Genomic DNA, 17,201 nt, shown 5'->3' with positions numbered 1-17,201 from the left:
GGTTGCCCGGTATGGTTTTATCGGGCAAACCGCCGTGAACACACAACGCACAAAATGACGCCGAGGGTGACCCAAAACATTTGCGGATTGACCGTCTCATGAATCAGCCCGGCGGAAAGCGCGAGGCCAAAAAAGGGTTGCAGTAGCTGTAGCTGCCCCACGGCGGCGATGCCCCCGGCCGCCAGCCCCTTGTACCAGAAAATAAAACCTATCAACATGCTGAATAGCGACACGTAGCCCAGCGCCAGCCAGGTGGGCAGGGTGTAGGCTGCAAAGGTGGTGGGCCAGTAAATAAAGGTAGCAACCAGCATGAACGGCAGCGATAGCGTCAGCGACCAGCTGATCGCCTGCCAGCCACCCAGTTCGCGGGTTAAGGTTGCCCCTTCCGCGTAGCCAAGCCCACAGACCGCAACAGCGGCAAGCATCAACATATCTCCTGTGAATGACAGCGAAGCGCTTTGTGACAGGGCAAAACCGGCGACCAACAGGCTGCCGAACAGCGAAAATATCCAGAACGCCGCGCGAGGTCGCTCGCCGCCGCGCAGTACGCCAAAAATTGCCGTAGCCAGCGGCAGCAGCCCGATGAAGACAATCGAGTGGGCGGCGGTGATGTAGCGTAGCGCGAGCGCGGTAAGCAGCGGAAATCCGATGATCACCCCAAATGATACCGTCAGCAGGGGCATAATGTGCCCGGCGTTCGGGCGCGGCTGGCGAAAGCTCTGAAGCAGCGTCACGGCCAGTAGTCCGGCGATAGAGGCGCGTAAAAAGGTGAGAAAGAACGGATCCATTTCCAGCACAGCCACCCGCGTTGCCGGCAGTGAGCCGCTAAAAATCATAACCCCGAGTAGGCCGTTGAACCACCCGGTGGTGATAGGTGTATTTCGCTTTTCAGTCTCCATCTCACGCCCCTTAGCGTTGTGTCATTGTGGCGGCGATGGTAGTTTTTCCTATCTGATACAATCAAATTATTGTCATGGATACATTGCATGAAGGCGCGCTATAAAACCCTTGTTGACGATTACGCGCGAGCGATCCGCAGCGGTCAACTGACGGCGGGAACCCGACTCCCCACGCATCGGCGGCTGGCCGCTGAACACCGTATTTCGCTGGCGACGGCAACCCGGGTTTATGCCGAGCTGGAGGGGATGGGGCTGGTCAGCGGTGAGACCGGGCGCGGTACCTTTGTGCGTGAGATTGCGTTGGCGGCTGGGCACGGCATCGATCAGCAGGCGATCGCGGCCGACGTGCTCGATCTTAACTTTAACTATCCATCGCTCCCCGGCCAGGGCGAGCAGCTGCGTGAAGGGCTACGGCAGCTTGCCGCCGAGGGGGATATTGAATCACATCTGCGCTACCAGCCGCATGCGGGTAGAGCGGCAGAGCGGGAGATTATCGCCCGGCATTTACGCGTCAGCGGTCTGGCAACGCAGCCGGAAAATGTGCTGATCGTCAACGGCGCTCAGCACGGGCTGGCCGTGGCGGTGATGGGGCTGTTGCGCCCTGGCGACGTGGTGGCGGTAGACGCGTTGACCTATCCCGGCGTCAAGGCGTTGGCCGCGCTGTACCAGCTTGAGTTGCTCGCTATCCCGACGCTGGACGAGGGGCCTGATTTTGACGCACTGGCCAGCCTGTGCCAGCGTCGTCATATTCGCGCTATTTATGCGATGCCGACGTTGCACAATCCGTTAGGGTGGGTGCTGAGCGCTCGCCAGCGGCAGCGTCTGGCGTCTATTGCCCGCGCGCACGATTTGCTGATCATTGAAGATGCTGCCTACGCCTATCTGGTGTCCCAACCGCCGCGACCGCTGGCCTGTTATGCGCCGGAACGCACGGTCTACGTCAGCGGCTTTTCAAAAGATGTTGCGACCGGGCTGCGGGTTGGGGTAGTGGTATGCCCCGCCGGCTATCGGCAGGGGCTGGAACGCGCCATTCGTGCCACCGTATGGAACACGCCTTCGCTCATAACGGCGCTGATCTGTCGGTGGATCGAGAACGGTACCGTTGCGCGCCTGGCAACGCAGAAGCGGCGGGATGCGCGACTGCGCCAGCGTATTGCTCGCGAGTGCCTGGGGGCGTTACCGTCGGTGAGTCACCCGAATTCCTGGTATATCTGGATCCCACTGGCAGAAGAGGGGCGGGCGGACCGGGTGGCCAGGATGCTGATGGACAAGCAAATTTCAGTTTCAACCGCCGAACCGTTTTGCGTTTCAACGGCTATCCCGCAGGCAATTCGCGTGGCGTTAGGCTCGGTATCGATAGCGCAGCTGCGTGCCGCGATGATCGCGGTGCGTGAAACCATTGAATATGAACAGAGTCGGTGAAGGGAAAGTCGAAAAGCAAAAAGCCTGCTCGAAAGCAGGCTTTTTAAATTTGGCTCCTCTGACTGGACTCGAACCAGTGACATACGGATTAACAGTCCGCCGTTCTACCGACTGAACTACAGAGGAATCGTGTGAACGGGGCGCATATTATCGATGTCCTACCGGCTTGTCAAAGGGGGAAAAGCGTAAATCTGTTCGTTTGCTGACAATTTCAGCAATTGTGCGCCAATTGCTTATTTTCGCCGCGCTTTGCACCGTGAAAGTGCAGATTTACCCCTTATGGGGCATACGGCAATCTTCTGACTGGGCGAAAAAAGGGCTTCAGCAATAGGTTTCACTGGGTTTAACACGTTTTTAAAAACTGGCAAGCATCTTGCAACTCCTCCGATTACTTAACGCCAGCGTGGCAGTGGATCTCGTACCGGAGGCAAAAATGAACTTAAGACGACTGAAATACTTCGTGAAAATCGTCGATATCGGCAGCCTGACCCAGGCGGCTGAAGTGTTGCATATCGCGCAGCCTGCGCTGAGCCAGCAGGTCGCGACCCTGGAGGGTGAACTCGATCAGCAGCTGTTGATTCGTACCAAGCGCGGCGTAACGCCGACGGAGGCCGGGAAGGTGCTGTATACCCATGCCCGTACCATTCTGCGCCAGTGTGAGCAGGCGCAGCTGGCGGTGAATAATGTCGGGCAGACTCTGAGCGGCACCGTGTCTATCGGCCTTGCGCCGGGCACGGCGGCTTCGTCAATCACCATGCCGTTGCTGCAGGCGGTGCGTAACGAACTGCCGGAGGTGCTGGTGTATCTGCATGAAAATAGCGGCACCGTGCTAAACGACAAGCTGCTCAATAGCCAGCTCGATATGGCGGTGCTGTACGATCGGGCACCGCTGGCCGGGATCGTGAGCCAGCCGCTGCTCAAAGAGGATCTTTATCTGGTCGGTACGCGCGACTGTCCGGGGCAGAGCGTAGACCTGACCGCCGTTGCGGAAATGAATCTGTTTTTACCCCGCGACTATAGCGCCGTGCGCGCTCGCGTCGATGAAGCATTTTCCCTGCGCCGACTGACGGCGAAAATCATTGGTGAGATTGAGTCGATTTCAACGCTGACTGCGGCGATTGCCAGCGGTATGGGCGTTACCGTGCTGCCGGAGTCAGCGGCGCGTTCACTGTGCAGCGCGGCAAATGGCTGGATGGCGCGGATCACCACGCCGTCGATGAGCCTGCCTCTGTCGCTGAACGTATCGGCTCGTGGGCAGCTGTCTCCGCAGGCGCAGGCGGTGAAGGAAATTCTGATGTCGCTGGTGAGTCGTCCGATGCTGGATAACCGTGAATTGCAGCTCGTTAGCTAAGCTTATATTCCATTCAGGTATATGTTGCTGGTTTTTATTATTTGTTTGTCGGTTCAACAGACTTTAACAATAGCGTCATATCTGACTGAATCGGGGTGACGCGTGAACTTCCAGCAACTTAAAATTATTCGCGAAGCGGCACGGCAGGATTACAACCTGACCGAAGTTGCCAATATGCTTTATACATCGCAGTCTGGCGTAAGCCGTCATATTCGCGAGCTTGAAGAAGAGTTAGGCATTGAAATCTTCATTCGTCGCGGCAAGCGTTTATTAGGCATGACCGAACCAGGCAAAGCCCTGCTGGTGATTGCTGAACGTATTCTGAATGAGGCCAGCAACGTGCGCCGTCTGGCCGATCTCTTTACCAATGATGCTTCCGGCGTGTTGACCATCGCCACCACCCATACCCAGGCACGTTATAGTCTGCCGCCGGTCATTAAAGCCTTCCGCGAAATTTTCCCCGACGTGCGCCTGGAGCTTATTCAGGGCACGCCGCAGGAGATCGATGCGCTGCTGCACAGCGGCGGTGCCGATATCGGCATCGCCAGCGAGCGGCTCAGCAACGACGCCACGCTGGTGGCCTTCCCGTGGTTCCGCTGGCATCACAGCCTGCTGGTTCCGACCGATCATCCGCTGGCGCAGACCACGCCGCTGACGCTTGAGGCCATCGCCCGCTGGCCGCTGATTACCTACCGGCAGGGTATCACCGGGCGTTCGCGTATTGATGAGGCGTTTAATCGTAAAGGTCTGGCTCCCGATATCGTGCTGAGCGCGCAGGACTCTGACGTCATTAAAACATACGTCGAGCTGGGGCTGGGGATCGGTCTTGTGGCCGAGCAATCGGGCGATAGGCAGGAATCGGCCAACCTCGTGAGGCTGGATACGCACCATCTCTTCGATGCCAATACGGTCTGGCTGGGGCTCAAACGCGGGCAGCTGCAGCGCAATTATGTCTGGCGGTTTATTGAGCTGTGCAACGCCGGGCTATCGCTGGAAGAGATTAAGCGCCAGGCCATGGAGCTGGAAGAAACGGTGCTGGATTACCAGATTTAGCGCCACGGCGACGCGTTATTTCTGCTTGAGCGTCGTGCTGATAAAGTCGACTATTTCTGCCATCAGGCGCTTTGCAGAGTCCAGCGTGCCGTCCGGCGTGCCAAATGAGATAAGCAGTTCTTTACCGTTGAGCTTGATCTCCCGGTCCGCTTTATTTGCCGAGGGGAGAAAAGCGGGCTGAAGGGCATTGTCGATCAGCCATTGATGTACGCAAGGCAAATCGGCGTGGTCACGCACGTTGATTCTGCCATTGAGATAGTAGCGAATACGGCCCGTACGTTTATCAGGGTAATAGACCAGCGAAAGATAGGTTGAGCCCCAGCATTCAGGGTAGAGGTGAATCGCTTTATAGTCATAGCGCCAATTGTTAATGCTGTGCGCGATGTGCGTGTCTGGCAGCAGCGTCAACAGCGTATTCTTTGCCTCTTCTACCATCGCCGACTCGAAGTCATTGAGCAGGTTTTTGGCTCTCAGAAGTTGGACGAAATGCTCGTCTACGAAGGTCTGATTTTCATGGTTCATCGTCATGGTGCTATCGGCCCCGCTGAGGGTATGAAGGTGGTTGAGAAACTCAGTGTAGAAAATGTGCCATTTACTCAAGGGAAGCCCGGCAAGTTCATGACCGAGCCGGTTTCTGGCGGATGACAGCAGTTGCGAATAGCGCAGCAGAGGCCAGCGCTCAACCGGCTTACAGGGTAGGGCGTCTGGGGCAAGGATACAGCGATAGATTGTCTGGCTATTGTCTGCCAGATTCTGCAGATGACGCTCGTAGCTACAGAAGGGGTTATTAATCGCGGAGATAGTTTTGTGCTCGATACCGATAATAAAATCCTGATGATAGACCACGATATCAAGAAAATTACCTTCGGTTGTGCGCGCTTCACGGCTTACCGTCAGTGAGGTGACGTCCAGCTGGTCAATATCCGCCTCCACCTTCAGGCAGACCATCAGCGCCTTGAGAAGCCAGGGCGGAATATCTTCATGCATTCCCATAAACAGTGCCAGCAGGCTGGAAGTGGGGTTCTCGAAATAACCCGCGCCGCCGATGCTGAAAAAATTGTGCTCTTTGGCCTCTTCGGGCTTGAGCGCATCGAGCTGTTGAAAGAAAGCATCGGTTAAAATATCCATGCAATAACATCCTGATTGGACAGATTTTCTGGTAAGCCAGAATGTGATGTTACGCGTGTGGGGAAAGTGCGGAAAGATAAATATTGATGCAGAAAGATGAAAAGCAAAAAGCCTGCTCGAAAGCAGGCTTTTTTAAATTTGGCTCCTCTGACTGGACTCGAACCAGTGACATACGGATTAACAGTCCGCCGTTCTACCGACTGAACTACAGAGGAATCGTGTGAACGAGGCGCATAGTACTGGGCACGGATAATTGTGTCAACACTAAATTTAACTCGCTGATTCAATTGGCTGAATTTAGCGCAGACTGTCGTTTTAGTGTACTACGGGCTGATTTTCATCCTGCTGGCCGTTATCGCGCAACCGCTGCAGGGGGTCCTGACGGTAGAACGTGCAGAAACGCTGCCATAGCGCCGGAAAGCGTGGGGCGAAAAGTTCAGGGGCGCTGAAAAAGTATTCAGACAGCACCGCGAAGCATTCCGCCGGGTCGGTGGCGGCGTAGGCATCGATGCTGGCCGCGTTTTCCCCGACCAGATCGATCTCATCCTGGATGTTGTTCATCGCGGCGTGCAGGTCGTGCTCCCAGCCGGCCACTTCGCGCAGTGGTATAAACGGCACGCCGCTGGCGCGATCGCCGTTGCGGGTATCGAGCTTATGCGCCACTTCGTGAACGATCAGGTTAAAGCCGGAAGCGTCAAATGAGTCCTGAATATCAAGCCAGTTGAGCACAATTGGCCCCTGCTGCCAGCTCTGGCCAGATTGCACCACCCTTTGACTATGGACCAGGCCAATATCGTCTTCCCATTCGTCGTCAACCACGAATGGGGCAGGGTAGATAAGAATTTCATGGAAGCCGTCGAGCCACTCCAGCCCAAGCTCCATAACGGGCAGACAGAACAGCAGCGCGATGCGCGCTTCGGTAACGGGCTCTACGCTGAGGCCCTGTAAAAAGACCATCCGCTTTTGCTGTAAAAAGCGATCGGCAAGCTGAACCAGCTTCACCTGTTCGTCGACGGACAGATTGGCTAACAGAGGAATCGCCAGGGCCTGCGCCCACGGCATGTCTGCTTTTTCGGCTGTGTCACTCGCTTTCCAGGGCCATTTAATCATCGTTTTGCTCGTAAACTCGTCACTTGAACGCAATTGAAGAGACTGGGTCTGTTAAAATGCCAAAATACCTGGCATGATGGCAACCACAAAACGGAGAGATGCCGGAGCGGCTGAACGGACTAGTCTCGAAAACTAGAGTAGGGGCAACTCTACCGGGGGTTCAAATCCCCCTCTCTCCGCCACTATTCAAGCACTTACACCATTCTGTTTCAACGACCAGCATCACACTTGGCATAGAGTGGGTCTGGATGCTTACCCCTTTTTTCACTATCAATCTACTCTGAATCCTGCCAATCGTCGCGTCATCCCTTTGCCTCAAGATGCGTTTAACCCGCTCGTCGATTATGCTGGCATCGCGTGCAGCGCGGTGTTTCTTTGCTAAGATTTTTTAGCCGCTGCTTTCCGTGATACAGAGGCCATCATACGAAATGTGTAAAAAACAACCAATGGTCGGGTGAGGCAACATGAAGTACGTCATTCTGCTGATAATTATAGTTTCTGTACTGTACGTGCATCTCAGAGGGAAGGTTCGTTTTCGTTTCTGGCGTCAGCTTTCCGATCACTCCACGTTCACCGCGCCGTTGAACGGTTTTATGTATCTTTTTTCCCGTGTGCCTAACCAGCCGTATCTGCGCCCCGATGCCTTTCCCGAGCTCGCGGTGCTGAAACAGCACTGGCAGGTCATTCGTGATGAAGGGCTGCACCTGCAAAATCTTGAGCAGATTAAAGCGGCGGAAAAATACAATGACGCGGGCTTTAATTCGTTTTTTAAAACCGGCTGGAAGCGTTTTTACCTGAAGTGGTATGAAGAGGCGCATCCCTCGGCCAGCGCCCTGTGCCCGAAAACGACCGAACTGCTGCGCGGTATTCCTTCCGTGAAGGCGGCGATGTTCGCCACGCTACCTGATGGCAGCCGGCTGCCGCGCCACCGTGACCCGTATGCCGGATCGTTGCGTTTCCATCTTGGGCTGTTAACGCCTAACGATGATCGCTGCTTTATTGAGGTTGATGGGGAACGTTACAGCTGGCGAGATGGAGAGGGTGTGCTGTTTGATGAAACCTATATTCACTATGCGGAAAATACCAGTGGTGAGAATCGCCTGATCCTGTTTTGCGATATCGAGCGGCCGATGCGCTACGGGTGGGCGCAGAAGGTGAACCACTGGCTGGGGCGCAACCTGATGAGCGCGGCCGCCGCGCCGAATGACACCGGCGACCGTATAGGCGGTATTAACCGCAGTTTTCGCTATATTTACCAGATCCGAATTGTTGGTAAACGGCTGAAAAAATGGAATAAAACGGTCTACTATATCGTGAAATGGCTGCTGTTCGGCGGCATTGCGTTACTTATCTGGCGCGCGCTTTAAGCATTTCGCGCGCCTGAACTGGCGCGTATCATCAGCGACACCGGCAGCAGCACGCTTGCCTCCTTGCGCTCGGCCAGCAGCACGTTAAGCGCTTCGCGGCCGAGCTGCTGCTTGTCGACGGCCACCGTGGTGAGCGGCGGCTGCGACCAGGCGGCAGGTTCAATATCATCAAACCCCACCAGCGCGACGTCTTCCGGCACCCGCAGACCGCGTTCGGCGCAAACCCGAAGGACCAGCAGCGCAGTGGCATCGTTGTAGGCGAAAATGGCATCCGGCGGCTCGGCAAGATCGAACAGTCCGTTTATGGCGCATACCAGTGCCTGCTCGGTATCAAGCTGCGGAAGGGCGATGGCTTCGTACTCCGGCGGCATGAGACGACGGGCTTCGTACAGCGCCTGGAGATAGCCTTGCTCGCGCTGGCGAATGCTGTAGTGGGCGAGCGTGCTGGCAAGGAATGCAATGCGCTGACGCCCTTGAGCCAACAGATGACGAGTAGCGAGATAGCCGCCCTGTACATTGTCCGGATTGATGCAGGGGAGGCCTGGAGACCACAGATCGACCAATACCAGCGGCAGTTTCAGCTGTTCCAGCATCGCCAGCAGCTCAGGCTCAAAAAAACCGGCGCAGATCATCGCGTCGGGCTGATGGCGCAGAACCTGCTCGGCCAGCGGGTCGCCGGGGCCGGTGGCGAGGAAGCTGAGGGCAATGTCCTGTTCGCGGCATTGCGCTTCAAGGCTCAGAAACAGCGGCGAGTAGAACGGCAGAGCGCGGCTGATGTTGTGCTGACGGTGCAGTAAAAACAGCACACGTTTGATTTTGTCGCTGCGTAAACGCGAGAAATCATACCCGTGCTGCTCGGCAGCGGCGATGATCCGCTGCCGGGTCTCTTCCCGCAGGCCTGGCTGACCTTTCAACGCCCGGGACACCGCCCCGGGGGAAACGCCGCACGCGGCGGCGATATCGCGAATTCTGACTGCTTTAGCCATCTGTCTCCCAACGTTATTTAGTGCGGCTGCGCTCCGAGCCAGGCTGCACCGCGTACGCCGCTGCTGTCGCCGTGGCGCGCCTGAACGACAGGGGTACAGCACTGTTTGCCAAATACGTATTGCGCAATGCGTTCCTGCAAGCCCGTATACAGCTGCGGAATATTGGACACTCCACCGCCAAGGACAATGGCATCCGGGTCAAGCGTGTTCACGATCCCCGCCAGCGAGCGCGCCACCTGATCCTGATAGCGATCCCACAGCTGACCAATCGCCGTATTTCCAGCATTCATCTGAGAAATAATATCCGGCACTTTATCATGTTTACTAAATTTCTGAAAATACTGTCGCTGCAGGCCGCTACCGGAAATGAAACTCTCGATACAGTTGGTTTGCCCGCAGTAGCAAACGTCGCTGGCACCGTCTTTTTGCGGCTGGTAGTGTGGCAGGACGTTGTGCCCCCATTCGCCCGCGCAGGCGTTTGGCCCGCTAATAAGGCGGCCGTCAACGCACAGCCCGCCGCCGCAGCCGGTGCCTAAGATCACGCCGAAGACCACGCCATAGCCTTTGCCCGCGCCGTCGATTGCTTCAGAGAGGGTAAAGCAGTTGGCGTCATTGGTGACGGCGACCGGCATCTCAAGACGCTGCGTCAGGTGCTGCACAAACGGCTGCTGGTTGAGCACCAGAATATTTGAGTTTTTGATAAGCCCATCGCGGCCTGCTGCGCCAGGTATTCCCAGCCCGACGGTAAGCGGTTGCCGTGCGTTGGCCTGCGCATCGTGAACGGCGGTTATTACCGCCTGTAAGAATTCCTCGTAATGCTGCTTTGGCGTCGCGTAACGCTGGCGGTATATGGCTTCGCCGTGCTCGTCCAGTATCACCGCCTCAATTTTTGTACCGCCAATATCCAGCCCTAGTCTCATGTTGATTCCCCGTCATCGGTTGAAATGAATATGGGGCACAGTGTAGATATTTTGTTTACTATACAAAAGTGATGAGATCGCATTTTTCACCCTGAGGGGGAAATATTCCCGAACGGAGGCATTATCGAGGCTAGAGGAGGGTAATGCGTGCTGAGTGGCTTATGGCTAGCTTTGTATTCGAAACAGCCCGCCGACGTACATGATGTGTCGTCGGCGGGCTGTGATTGTTGAGCAGAACACGACAGCCCCTTAATCGAGGCTGTGTTGCTTATCGCTGAGCGCAACCTGCGCACTGTTTATTCTGAATCTGCTGGAAGAAGTCGTTGCCTTTATCATCCACCAGGATAAAGGCCGGGAAGTTTTCGACTTCAATTTTCCAGATAGCTTCCATGCCCAGCTCAGGATAGGCCACGCATTCCAGACTCTTAATGCTGGTTTGCGCCAGTACCGCTGCCGGGCCGCCGATGCTGCCCAGGTAGAAACCGCCGTGTTTGTGGCAGGCGTCGGTCACCTGCTGGCTGCGGTTGCCTTTGGCCAGCATCACCATGCTTGCGCCGTGAGACTGAAGCAGATCGACATAGGAGTCCATACGGCCCGCGGTGGTTGGGCCCAGGGAGCCAGAGGCATAGCCTTCCGGTGTTTTCGCCGGACCCGCATAGTAGATCGGATGGTCTTTCACGTACTGCGGCAGGTCTTCGCCGTTATCGAGCAGTTCTTTAAGCTTCGCGTGTGCGATATCGCGGGCAACAATGATGGTGCCGTTAAGCGACAGGCGGGTAGACACAGGATGTGCAGAAAGCTGGGCTAAAATGTCGCTCATCGGCTGGTTGAGGTTAATGCTGACCGGATTGCCTTCACCTTGCTGGCGCAGCGCTTCCGGGATGTACTGCCCCGGATTGTGCTCCATTTTTTCAATCCAGATGCCGTCGCGGTTGATTTTCGCTTTGATATTACGGTCGGCAGAGCAGGAGACGCCCATGCCGATTGGGCAGGACGCGCCGTGACGCGGCAGACGAATCACGCGAATGTCGTGGGCAAAGTATTTGCCGCCAAACTGCGCGCCGAGGCCGAGGTTACGGGCTTCTTCCATCAGCTCTTGTTCCAGCTTCACGTCGCGAAACGCCTGACCGTGCTCGTTACCTTCGGTTGGTAAACCGTCGTAGTAGCGGGTGGAGGCCAGCTTGACGGTTTTCAGCGTGGATTCTGCGGACGTGCCGCCGATGACAAACGCAATGTGGTAGGGCGGGCAGGCTGCCGTGCCGAGGGTGCGCATTTTCTCGACGAGGTAGTTTTTCAGCTTCGCCGGGGTGATCAGCGCTTTGGTTTCCTGATACAGATAGGTTTTGTTGGCTGAGCCGCCGCCTTTGGCGATGCACAGGAATTTGTACTCGTCGCCGTCAACGCTGTAGAGGTCGATCTGCGCCGGCAGGTTGGTGCCGGTGTTGACTTCTTTATACATATCCAGCGCGGCATTCTGTGAATAGCGCAGGTTGTCTGAGATATAGGTGTTGTACACGCCCTGGGACAGCGCAGCTTCGTCGCCGCCGCCGGTCCAGACGCGCTGGCCTTTTTTGCCCATGATGATCGCGGTGCCGGTGTCCTGACAGGTTGGCAGAATACCTTTTGCGGCGATTTCGGAGTTGCGCAGGAACTGCAGCGCGACGTATTTATCGTTCTCGCTGGCTTCCGGGTCGTTAAGAATGGCGGCGACCTGTTTCTGGTGCGACGGGCGCAGCAGAAACGCCGCGTCGTGGAACGCCTGTTGAGCCAGCAGGGTCAGCGCTTCGGGGGCAACTTTCAGCACTTCCTGGCCGTCAAATTCGGCCACGGAAACGTGTTCACGGCTCAGCAGGTAGTATTCGGTATCGTCGTGCGACAGCGGGAAGGGGTCCTGGTAGACAAAAGGTTTGTTTGACATAGCTCTTCACTCCATAAAAATAAAACCGCCGGAGGTTGCCCACCGACGGTTATGAATCAGAACATCATAGACATCCACGGGTAGCCGATAAGCAGCAGGGCCGCCAGGAAGATGCCGCCAAAGATGGTGCCGAGGCGCCAGTAATCTTTGGTTGGCAGGTAGCCGCTGCCGTAATAAATCGGGCTGGGGCCGGTACCGTACGGGGTGATGATCCCCATGATACCCAGCGAGGTCACCATCAGCAGCACGAAGACTTCCATATTCATGCCAGGGATCGTGGAGGCGATGGTCAGCATCGCAGGCAGCAGCGCGGTGGTGTGCGCGGTGGTGCTGGCAAACAGGTAATGCAGCAGGTAGAACGCCAGCAGCAGGACGATGGTCGCGACACCCGGCGAGATGCCGCTCATCAGCATGCCGCCTTCTTTACCCAGCCAGCCGATAAAGCCGGTAGAGGAGAGACCGTCGGCCAGCGCGACGAGGGTGGCAAACCAGACAAAGGTGTTCCAGGCGGCTTTGTTGCCGGTAATGTCGTTCCACTCCAGTACGCCTGTCCACAGCATCAGGCCGATAATCAGCAGAGCGGCCATGGCCGGCTCAATCCACGCGGCGGCGAAGATCCACATCATCAGCGCACAGCATACGAAGACCAGCAGCAGAATTTCATTGCGTGACAGTTTGCCCAGTTTTTCCAGTTCACGAGAGGCCCACAGCGGCACTTCATCGTTAACCTTCACTTCCGGTGGGTAGAACCAGTAGGCCAGCAGCGGCATGGTGAGGATCAGCAGCACGCCCAGCGGCAGGAAGGCGATGAACCAGGTGCCCCAGGAAATGTTAATGCCGACGATACTTTTCACCAGCGCCAGCGCCAGCAGGTTAGGTGCCAGAGCGGACAAAAACATTGAGCTGGTGATACAGGCTGCGGTAATCGCCACCCACATCAGATAAGAACCAATTTTACGTGCGCTGGGATCGTTGGGTTTTGAACCGTACAGCGGCGGCAGGTTGGCGATAATCGGATAGATGGTCCCGCCGCTGCGCGCGGTATTGGACGGCGTGAACGGTGCCAGCAGCAGGTCTGCCAGGGTGATGGCGTAACCAAGCGTCAGGCTGCGACGGCCAAGATATTTGACCAGAATCAGCGCCAGGCGGCGGCCGAAGCGGGTTTTATCATAGCCTGCGGCGAACATGAAGGCGCCGAAAATCAGCCATACGGTGGAGTTCCCGAAACCGCTGACCGCCCATTTAAAGGAGGCACCGGCAAGCTTGAATTTCGGATCGGCCAGCTGGTCCGGGCTGAAAAGCACCCACTGGCTGCACAGTGCGATGGCGACCACGCCGGTCAAACCAATCACTGCACCCGGCAGCGGTTCGAAGATCAGGCCGACGATGACGCCGACGAAGATAGCGAAATAGTGCCAGGCGTAAGGCGGCAGACCATCAGGCACGGGGACAAAGAGCAACAGCACGGCCACGATAATTGGCAGTGCCATCATCACGAGACGGTTTTTCTTCCCGTCTTTCGGTTTACTCACCGGTGTTGGCGAGGGCGATGTCGCAGATTTCTCGTTCATATTACGCTTCTATAAGTAGTTAATAATTCGATTCGCAAAAACTGCCGCTCTGCTTTTTTTAGTTTTTTTACTTTATTTAGATTTCAAAAGTACTGCAGGCAATTTTGAGTATAGATCGTTAGCGCTATTTTATTTAGCGCCAACGTGAAAAATTCTTATATTCATATAATGCGCTTTTGAAGGCCATTACAATTGATCGCGATCAAAAAAAGACAATCATGGTGTTATTTTTATGCGAATCAAAATAACCCTGTTGAATTATAGGTTATTTAGCGGATAAAACATATTTAATGGTTTATTTTTGAGGTGGGTTAACGATGTTTTTGTAATTTAACTTATTGATTTTATGTGTTTTTATTCTTTCTCATTACTGGTTTGTCCACTGGTTTTTAAGTTATGTGTTCATTGATATTTATTAAAAAATTGTGAATAAAATATAATTTAATTAGTAACACTATGGGGGTATTGGTGTTATTGGTGGGATTAAATAGTTTTATAACTAACGTAATAGCTTTAGTAACTAAAATTATCGCTATATTAATAGCATGATATCGGCATAACAAATAACTCAAATACAGCCCGATCCCGAATTCTGAGATTTTAATTTTAAAGTTTGGAGTTTACTCGTATGAACAACGATCATCGCGTACTTAGCGCTTTTACCTTGCCGAACGGCACCGAGCTGAAAAACCGCCTGTTTATGGCACCCATGACGACTTGCTCGGGTTATTACGACGGTTCTGTCAGCAGCGAACTGATTGAGTACTACCGCGCCCGCGCCGGACGTATCGGTACCATCATCGTCGAGTGCTGCTTTGTGGACGATTTGGGGCTGGCGTTCCCGGGTGCGCTCGGCATCGACAGCGACGACAAAATTGCCGGGCTGGCAAAGATTGCTGAAGCGATCAAATCCAAAGGTTCGAAAGCGCTGCTGCAAATCTACCACGGCGGTCGCATGGTCGATCCGAAACTGATCGGCGGTCGTACGCCGGTGGGCCCTAGCGCCGTGGCCGCGCCGCGTGAGGGGGCCGCCACGCCGGTCGCGCTGACGGCGCAAGAAGTGGAAAGCATGATCGGTAAATTTGGCGACGCCGTTCGCCGCGCCATTCAGGCCGGTTTCGACGGCGTAGAATTGCACGGTGCCAATACCTATTTGATCCAACAGTTTTACTCGCCGAACTCCAACCAGCGCGATGATGAATGGGGCGGTAGCCGCGACAATCGCGCGAAGTTCCCGCTGGCGGTGCTCGACATCACCCACAAAATGGTCCGTCAGTACGCCGACGATGCCTTTATCATTGGCTATCGTTTCTCGCCGGAAGAAATGGAAGTGCCGGGGATCCGCTTTGAAGATACGCTGTATCTGCTGGAAAAACTGGCCGCCCGTGGTCTGGACTACCTGCACTTCTCCGTCGGCGCCACCCTGCGCCCGTCGATTGTTGAAACCAACGACCCCACCCCGCTGATTGAAAAATATGTTGCGATGCGTTCAGAAACGCTGGCGCAGGTGCCGGTGATGGGCGTAGGCGGCGTGGTGAATGCGAGTGACGTTGATAGCGCCATGGACCACGGTTACGACCTCGTTGCCGTCGGCCGCGCCTGCATTGCCTATCCAGACTGGGCCGACCGTATTGCCGATGACCAGACGCTGGATCTGTTTATTGATAGCACCCAGCGCGAAGCGCTGAATATCCCGGAACCGCTGTGGCGCTTCTCGCTGGTTGAAGCGATGATCCGTGATATGAGTATGACGGTTTCCAAATTTAAACCGGGCGTATTCGTGGAAAAAGTACAGGATGAAGCCGGCGAACTGGTGATTAACGTTAGTCTGGAAACCGACCGTATTGCCGATATCGAACTGACCGGCGGTGTCGATCAGGACGTTGAATTCGTGACCAGCTTTGAAGAGATCCGTTCGCGTATTCTTGATGCCAATACCCCGCACGTCGACGCTATTTCGGGCGCGACCAGCCAGAGCGAAGCGGTGAAAAAAGCCGTCTCGAAAGCGATGGTGAAATCCAGCAAAGCGCTGATGGCGGAAGAGGGGGGCGACAACGCAACGCCGAAAGCCTATGACGTTGTGGTGGTTGGCAGCGGCGGCGCGGGCCTCGCGGCGGCAATTCAGGCGCATGACGACGGCGCAAGCGTGTTGATTGTCGAAAAAATGCCGACTATTGGCGGGAATACCATCAAAGCGTCTGCCGGGATGAACGCGGCGGAAACCCGCTTCCAGCGCGTGAAAGGCATTCAGGACAGCAAGGCGCTGTTCTACGCAGAAACGCTGAAAGGCGGCAAAAACAAAAACAACCCAGCGCTGCTGCACCGCTTTGTCGAAAACGCGCCGCAGGCGATCGAGTGGCTGGCCGACCGTGGCATCATGCTGAACGATATTACCACCACCGGCGGTATGAGCATTGACCGTACTCACCGTCCGAAAGACGGTTCAGCCGTTGGCGGCTATCTCATCAGCGGTCTTGTGCGTAACGTCACAAAACGCCAGATTGACGTCATGCTCGACACTTCGGTGGTCGATATTGTGATGGACGGCGGTGAAGTTTCAGCGGTGCGTCTGCTGACCGATGAACAGGAAAACATCACCATTGCAACGCGCAGCATTATCGTGGCGACCGGCGGCTTCAGCGCCAATAGCGAGATGGTAGTGAAATACCGTCCGGATCTGGCGGGCTTCGTGACCACCAACCACAAAGGCGCGACCGGCGGAGGTATTGCGCTGCTGGAACGCATCGGCGCGGGTACGGTGGATATGGGTGAAATCCAGATTCACCCGACGGTAGAGCAAAAAACGTCTTACCTGGTGTCTGAATCCATCCGCGGCGGCGGCGCTATCCTGGTCAATCAGAAAGGGAGCCGTTTCTTTAATGAGATGGAAACACGCGATAAAGTCTCGGCGGCCATTATCGCGCTGCCGGAGCACTACGCGTATATCGTCTTTGATGAACACGTCCGCACCAAAAACAAAGCGGCAGACGAATACATCGCCAAAGGCCTGGTCACCAGCGCCAGTACCGCTGCCGAGCTTGCCGCGAAGCTGGGATTAGACGAGGCGACGTTCCTCGACACGCTGACCCGCTATAACGCAGCGGTAGAAAAACAGGATGACGAAGAGTTTGGCCGTAAAACTGCGCTGCGTGCGCCAATCAATGAAGGGCCGTTCCACGCCATTCAGATTGCACCGGGCGTTCACCACACGATGGGCGGCGTCACCATCAACACTGAAACCAGCGTATTGAACGTGAACAAACAGGTGATTCCTGGCGCGTTCGCGGCGGGTGAAGTGGTTGGCGGTATTCACGGTGGTAACCGCATTGGCGGAAACGCCGTCGCTGATATTATTATTTTTGGCACACTCGCCGGCCATCAGGCCGCGATGCGTGCGCAGCAGCAGCCTTGGGCGATGCTTGAATCCGCATAATTAACGGATGGCAGAGTCCCGTAGCCCGGCCGAGCACAGCGAC

Annotated in this window: 12 protein-coding genes and 3 tRNA genes; 6 read left to right on the top strand and 9 right to left on the bottom strand. The window is 55.6% G+C overall.

Annotated elements, in window-relative coordinates; genetic code table 11:
* Positions 1–17: 17 nt before the first annotated feature.
* Positions 18–899: a DMT family transporter gene (locus tag V6942_RS13575; protein WP_333501350.1), complete on the bottom strand. Its 882-nt coding sequence runs from the start codon at positions 897–899 to the stop codon at positions 18–20.
* Positions 900–986: 87 nt separating this feature from the next.
* On the opposite strand from V6942_RS13575, the gene V6942_RS13570 reads away from it, so the two are divergent.
* Positions 987–2,321, top strand: a complete 1,335-nt coding sequence (locus tag V6942_RS13570; RefSeq protein WP_333501349.1) for a PLP-dependent aminotransferase family protein — start codon at positions 987–989, stop codon at positions 2,319–2,321.
* Between the two features lie 50 nt (positions 2,322–2,371).
* Here V6942_RS13570 and V6942_RS13565 read toward each other — a convergent pair.
* Positions 2,372–2,447 (bottom strand) — tRNA-Asn (locus V6942_RS13565).
* Between the two features lie 307 nt (positions 2,448–2,754).
* Here V6942_RS13565 and nac point away from each other — a divergent pair.
* Positions 2,755–3,672, top strand: a complete 918-nt coding sequence (gene nac, locus V6942_RS13560; RefSeq protein ID WP_106930007.1) for a nitrogen assimilation transcriptional regulator NAC — start codon at positions 2,755–2,757, stop codon at positions 3,670–3,672.
* A gap of 102 nt (positions 3,673–3,774) precedes the next feature.
* On the top strand, positions 3,775–4,725 hold the full coding sequence (gene cbl / locus V6942_RS13555; RefSeq protein WP_333501348.1) for an HTH-type transcriptional regulator Cbl: 951 nt from the start codon (positions 3,775–3,777) through the stop codon (positions 4,723–4,725).
* A gap of 15 nt (positions 4,726–4,740) precedes the next feature.
* Here the strand turns inward: cbl and V6942_RS13550 are convergent, their stop codons facing one another.
* The 3 genes from V6942_RS13550 to mtfA all read right to left on the bottom strand — a co-directional run bounded on the left by V6942_RS13550 (position 4,741) and on the right by mtfA (position 6,963).
* Entirely contained in the window at positions 4,741–5,853 is a 1,113-nt protein-coding gene (locus tag V6942_RS13550; RefSeq protein WP_106930003.1) for a PD-(D/E)XK nuclease family protein, read from the bottom strand.
* A 139-nt stretch (positions 5,854–5,992) separates the two neighbouring features.
* Positions 5,993–6,068: transfer RNA gene (locus tag V6942_RS13545), tRNA-Asn, on the bottom strand.
* Positions 6,069–6,168: 100 nt separating this feature from the next.
* A complete protein-coding gene (mtfA, locus tag V6942_RS13540; RefSeq protein WP_333501347.1) occupies positions 6,169–6,963 on the bottom strand; it encodes a DgsA anti-repressor MtfA in 795 nt (264 codons plus the stop codon).
* A gap of 92 nt (positions 6,964–7,055) precedes the next feature.
* Here mtfA and V6942_RS13535 point away from each other — a divergent pair.
* A tRNA-Ser gene (locus V6942_RS13535) sits at positions 7,056–7,145 on the top strand.
* Between the two features lie 282 nt (positions 7,146–7,427).
* The gene (gene lpxO, locus V6942_RS13530; RefSeq protein WP_106929999.1) at positions 7,428–8,330 is read left to right on the top strand and encodes a lipid A hydroxylase LpxO; all 903 of its coding nucleotides are present in this window, start codon (positions 7,428–7,430) and stop codon (positions 8,328–8,330) included.
* Here the strand turns inward: lpxO and V6942_RS13525 are convergent.
* The 4 genes from V6942_RS13525 to V6942_RS13510 all read right to left on the bottom strand — a co-directional run bounded on the left by V6942_RS13525 (position 8,327) and on the right by V6942_RS13510 (position 13,725).
* Positions 8,327–9,316 (bottom strand): LacI family DNA-binding transcriptional regulator, encoded by a 990-nt coding sequence (locus tag V6942_RS13525; protein WP_333501346.1) that lies wholly within the window; start codon positions 9,314–9,316, stop codon positions 8,327–8,329. The two genes, lpxO and V6942_RS13525, sit on opposite strands and share 4 nt — an antisense overlap.
* A 17-nt stretch (positions 9,317–9,333) precedes the next feature.
* Positions 9,334–10,236, bottom strand: a complete 903-nt coding sequence (locus V6942_RS13520) for an ROK family protein (protein WP_106929995.1) — start codon at positions 10,234–10,236, stop codon at positions 9,334–9,336.
* A gap of 268 nt (positions 10,237–10,504) precedes the next feature.
* Positions 10,505–12,154 (bottom strand): class I fumarate hydratase FumA, encoded by a 1,650-nt coding sequence (gene fumA / locus V6942_RS13515; protein ID WP_333501345.1) that lies wholly within the window; start codon positions 12,152–12,154, stop codon positions 10,505–10,507.
* Positions 12,155–12,210: 56 nt separating this feature from the next.
* The gene (locus V6942_RS13510; RefSeq protein ID WP_187143850.1) at positions 12,211–13,725 is read right to left on the bottom strand and encodes an anion permease; all 1,515 of its coding nucleotides are present in this window, start codon (positions 13,723–13,725) and stop codon (positions 12,211–12,213) included.
* Positions 13,726–14,353: 628 nt separating this feature from the next.
* On the opposite strand from V6942_RS13510, the gene V6942_RS13505 reads away from it, so the two are divergent.
* Complete coding sequence (locus V6942_RS13505) at positions 14,354–17,158, top strand: flavocytochrome c (RefSeq protein ID WP_333501344.1); 2,805 nt, start codon at positions 14,354–14,356, stop codon at positions 17,156–17,158.
* Positions 17,159–17,201 lie beyond the last annotated feature (43 nt).

Origin of the sequence: Kluyvera genomosp. 2 (assembly GCF_036759865.1) — a bacterium.
Lineage (GTDB): Bacteria > Pseudomonadota > Gammaproteobacteria > Enterobacterales > Enterobacteriaceae > Kluyvera > Kluyvera ascorbata_B.
This window is presented reverse-complemented; position numbering and strand designations above follow the sequence as displayed.

What these genes read in the sequence shown, in the direction of transcription:
- V6942_RS13575 (WP_333501350.1), bottom strand. Translation starts at nt 899, where the DNA reads ATGGAGACTGAAAAGCGAAATACACCTATCACCACCGGGTGGTTCAAC.
- V6942_RS13525 (WP_333501346.1), bottom strand. Translation starts at nt 9,316, where the DNA reads ATGGCTAAAGCAGTCAGAATTCGCGATATCGCCGCCGCGTGCGGCGTT.
- fumA (WP_333501345.1), bottom strand. Translation starts at nt 12,154, where the DNA reads ATGTCAAACAAACCTTTTGTCTACCAGGACCCCTTCCCGCTGTCGCAC.
- mtfA (WP_333501347.1), bottom strand. Translation starts at nt 6,963, where the DNA reads ATGATTAAATGGCCCTGGAAAGCGAGTGACACAGCCGAAAAAGCAGAC.
- V6942_RS13520 (WP_106929995.1), bottom strand. Translation starts at nt 10,236, where the DNA reads ATGAGACTAGGGCTGGATATTGGCGGTACAAAAATTGAGGCGGTGATA.
- V6942_RS13510 (WP_187143850.1), bottom strand. Translation starts at nt 13,725, where the DNA reads ATGAACGAGAAATCTGCGACATCGCCCTCGCCAACACCGGTGAGTAAA.
- lpxO (WP_106929999.1), top strand. Translation starts at nt 7,428, where the DNA reads ATGAAGTACGTCATTCTGCTGATAATTATAGTTTCTGTACTGTACGTG.
- V6942_RS13550 (WP_106930003.1), bottom strand. Translation starts at nt 5,853, where the DNA reads ATGGATATTTTAACCGATGCTTTCTTTCAACAGCTCGATGCGCTCAAG.
- nac (WP_106930007.1), top strand. Translation starts at nt 2,755, where the DNA reads ATGAACTTAAGACGACTGAAATACTTCGTGAAAATCGTCGATATCGGC.
- V6942_RS13570 (WP_333501349.1), top strand. Translation starts at nt 987, where the DNA reads ATGAAGGCGCGCTATAAAACCCTTGTTGACGATTACGCGCGAGCGATC.
- V6942_RS13505 (WP_333501344.1), top strand. Translation starts at nt 14,354, where the DNA reads ATGAACAACGATCATCGCGTACTTAGCGCTTTTACCTTGCCGAACGGC.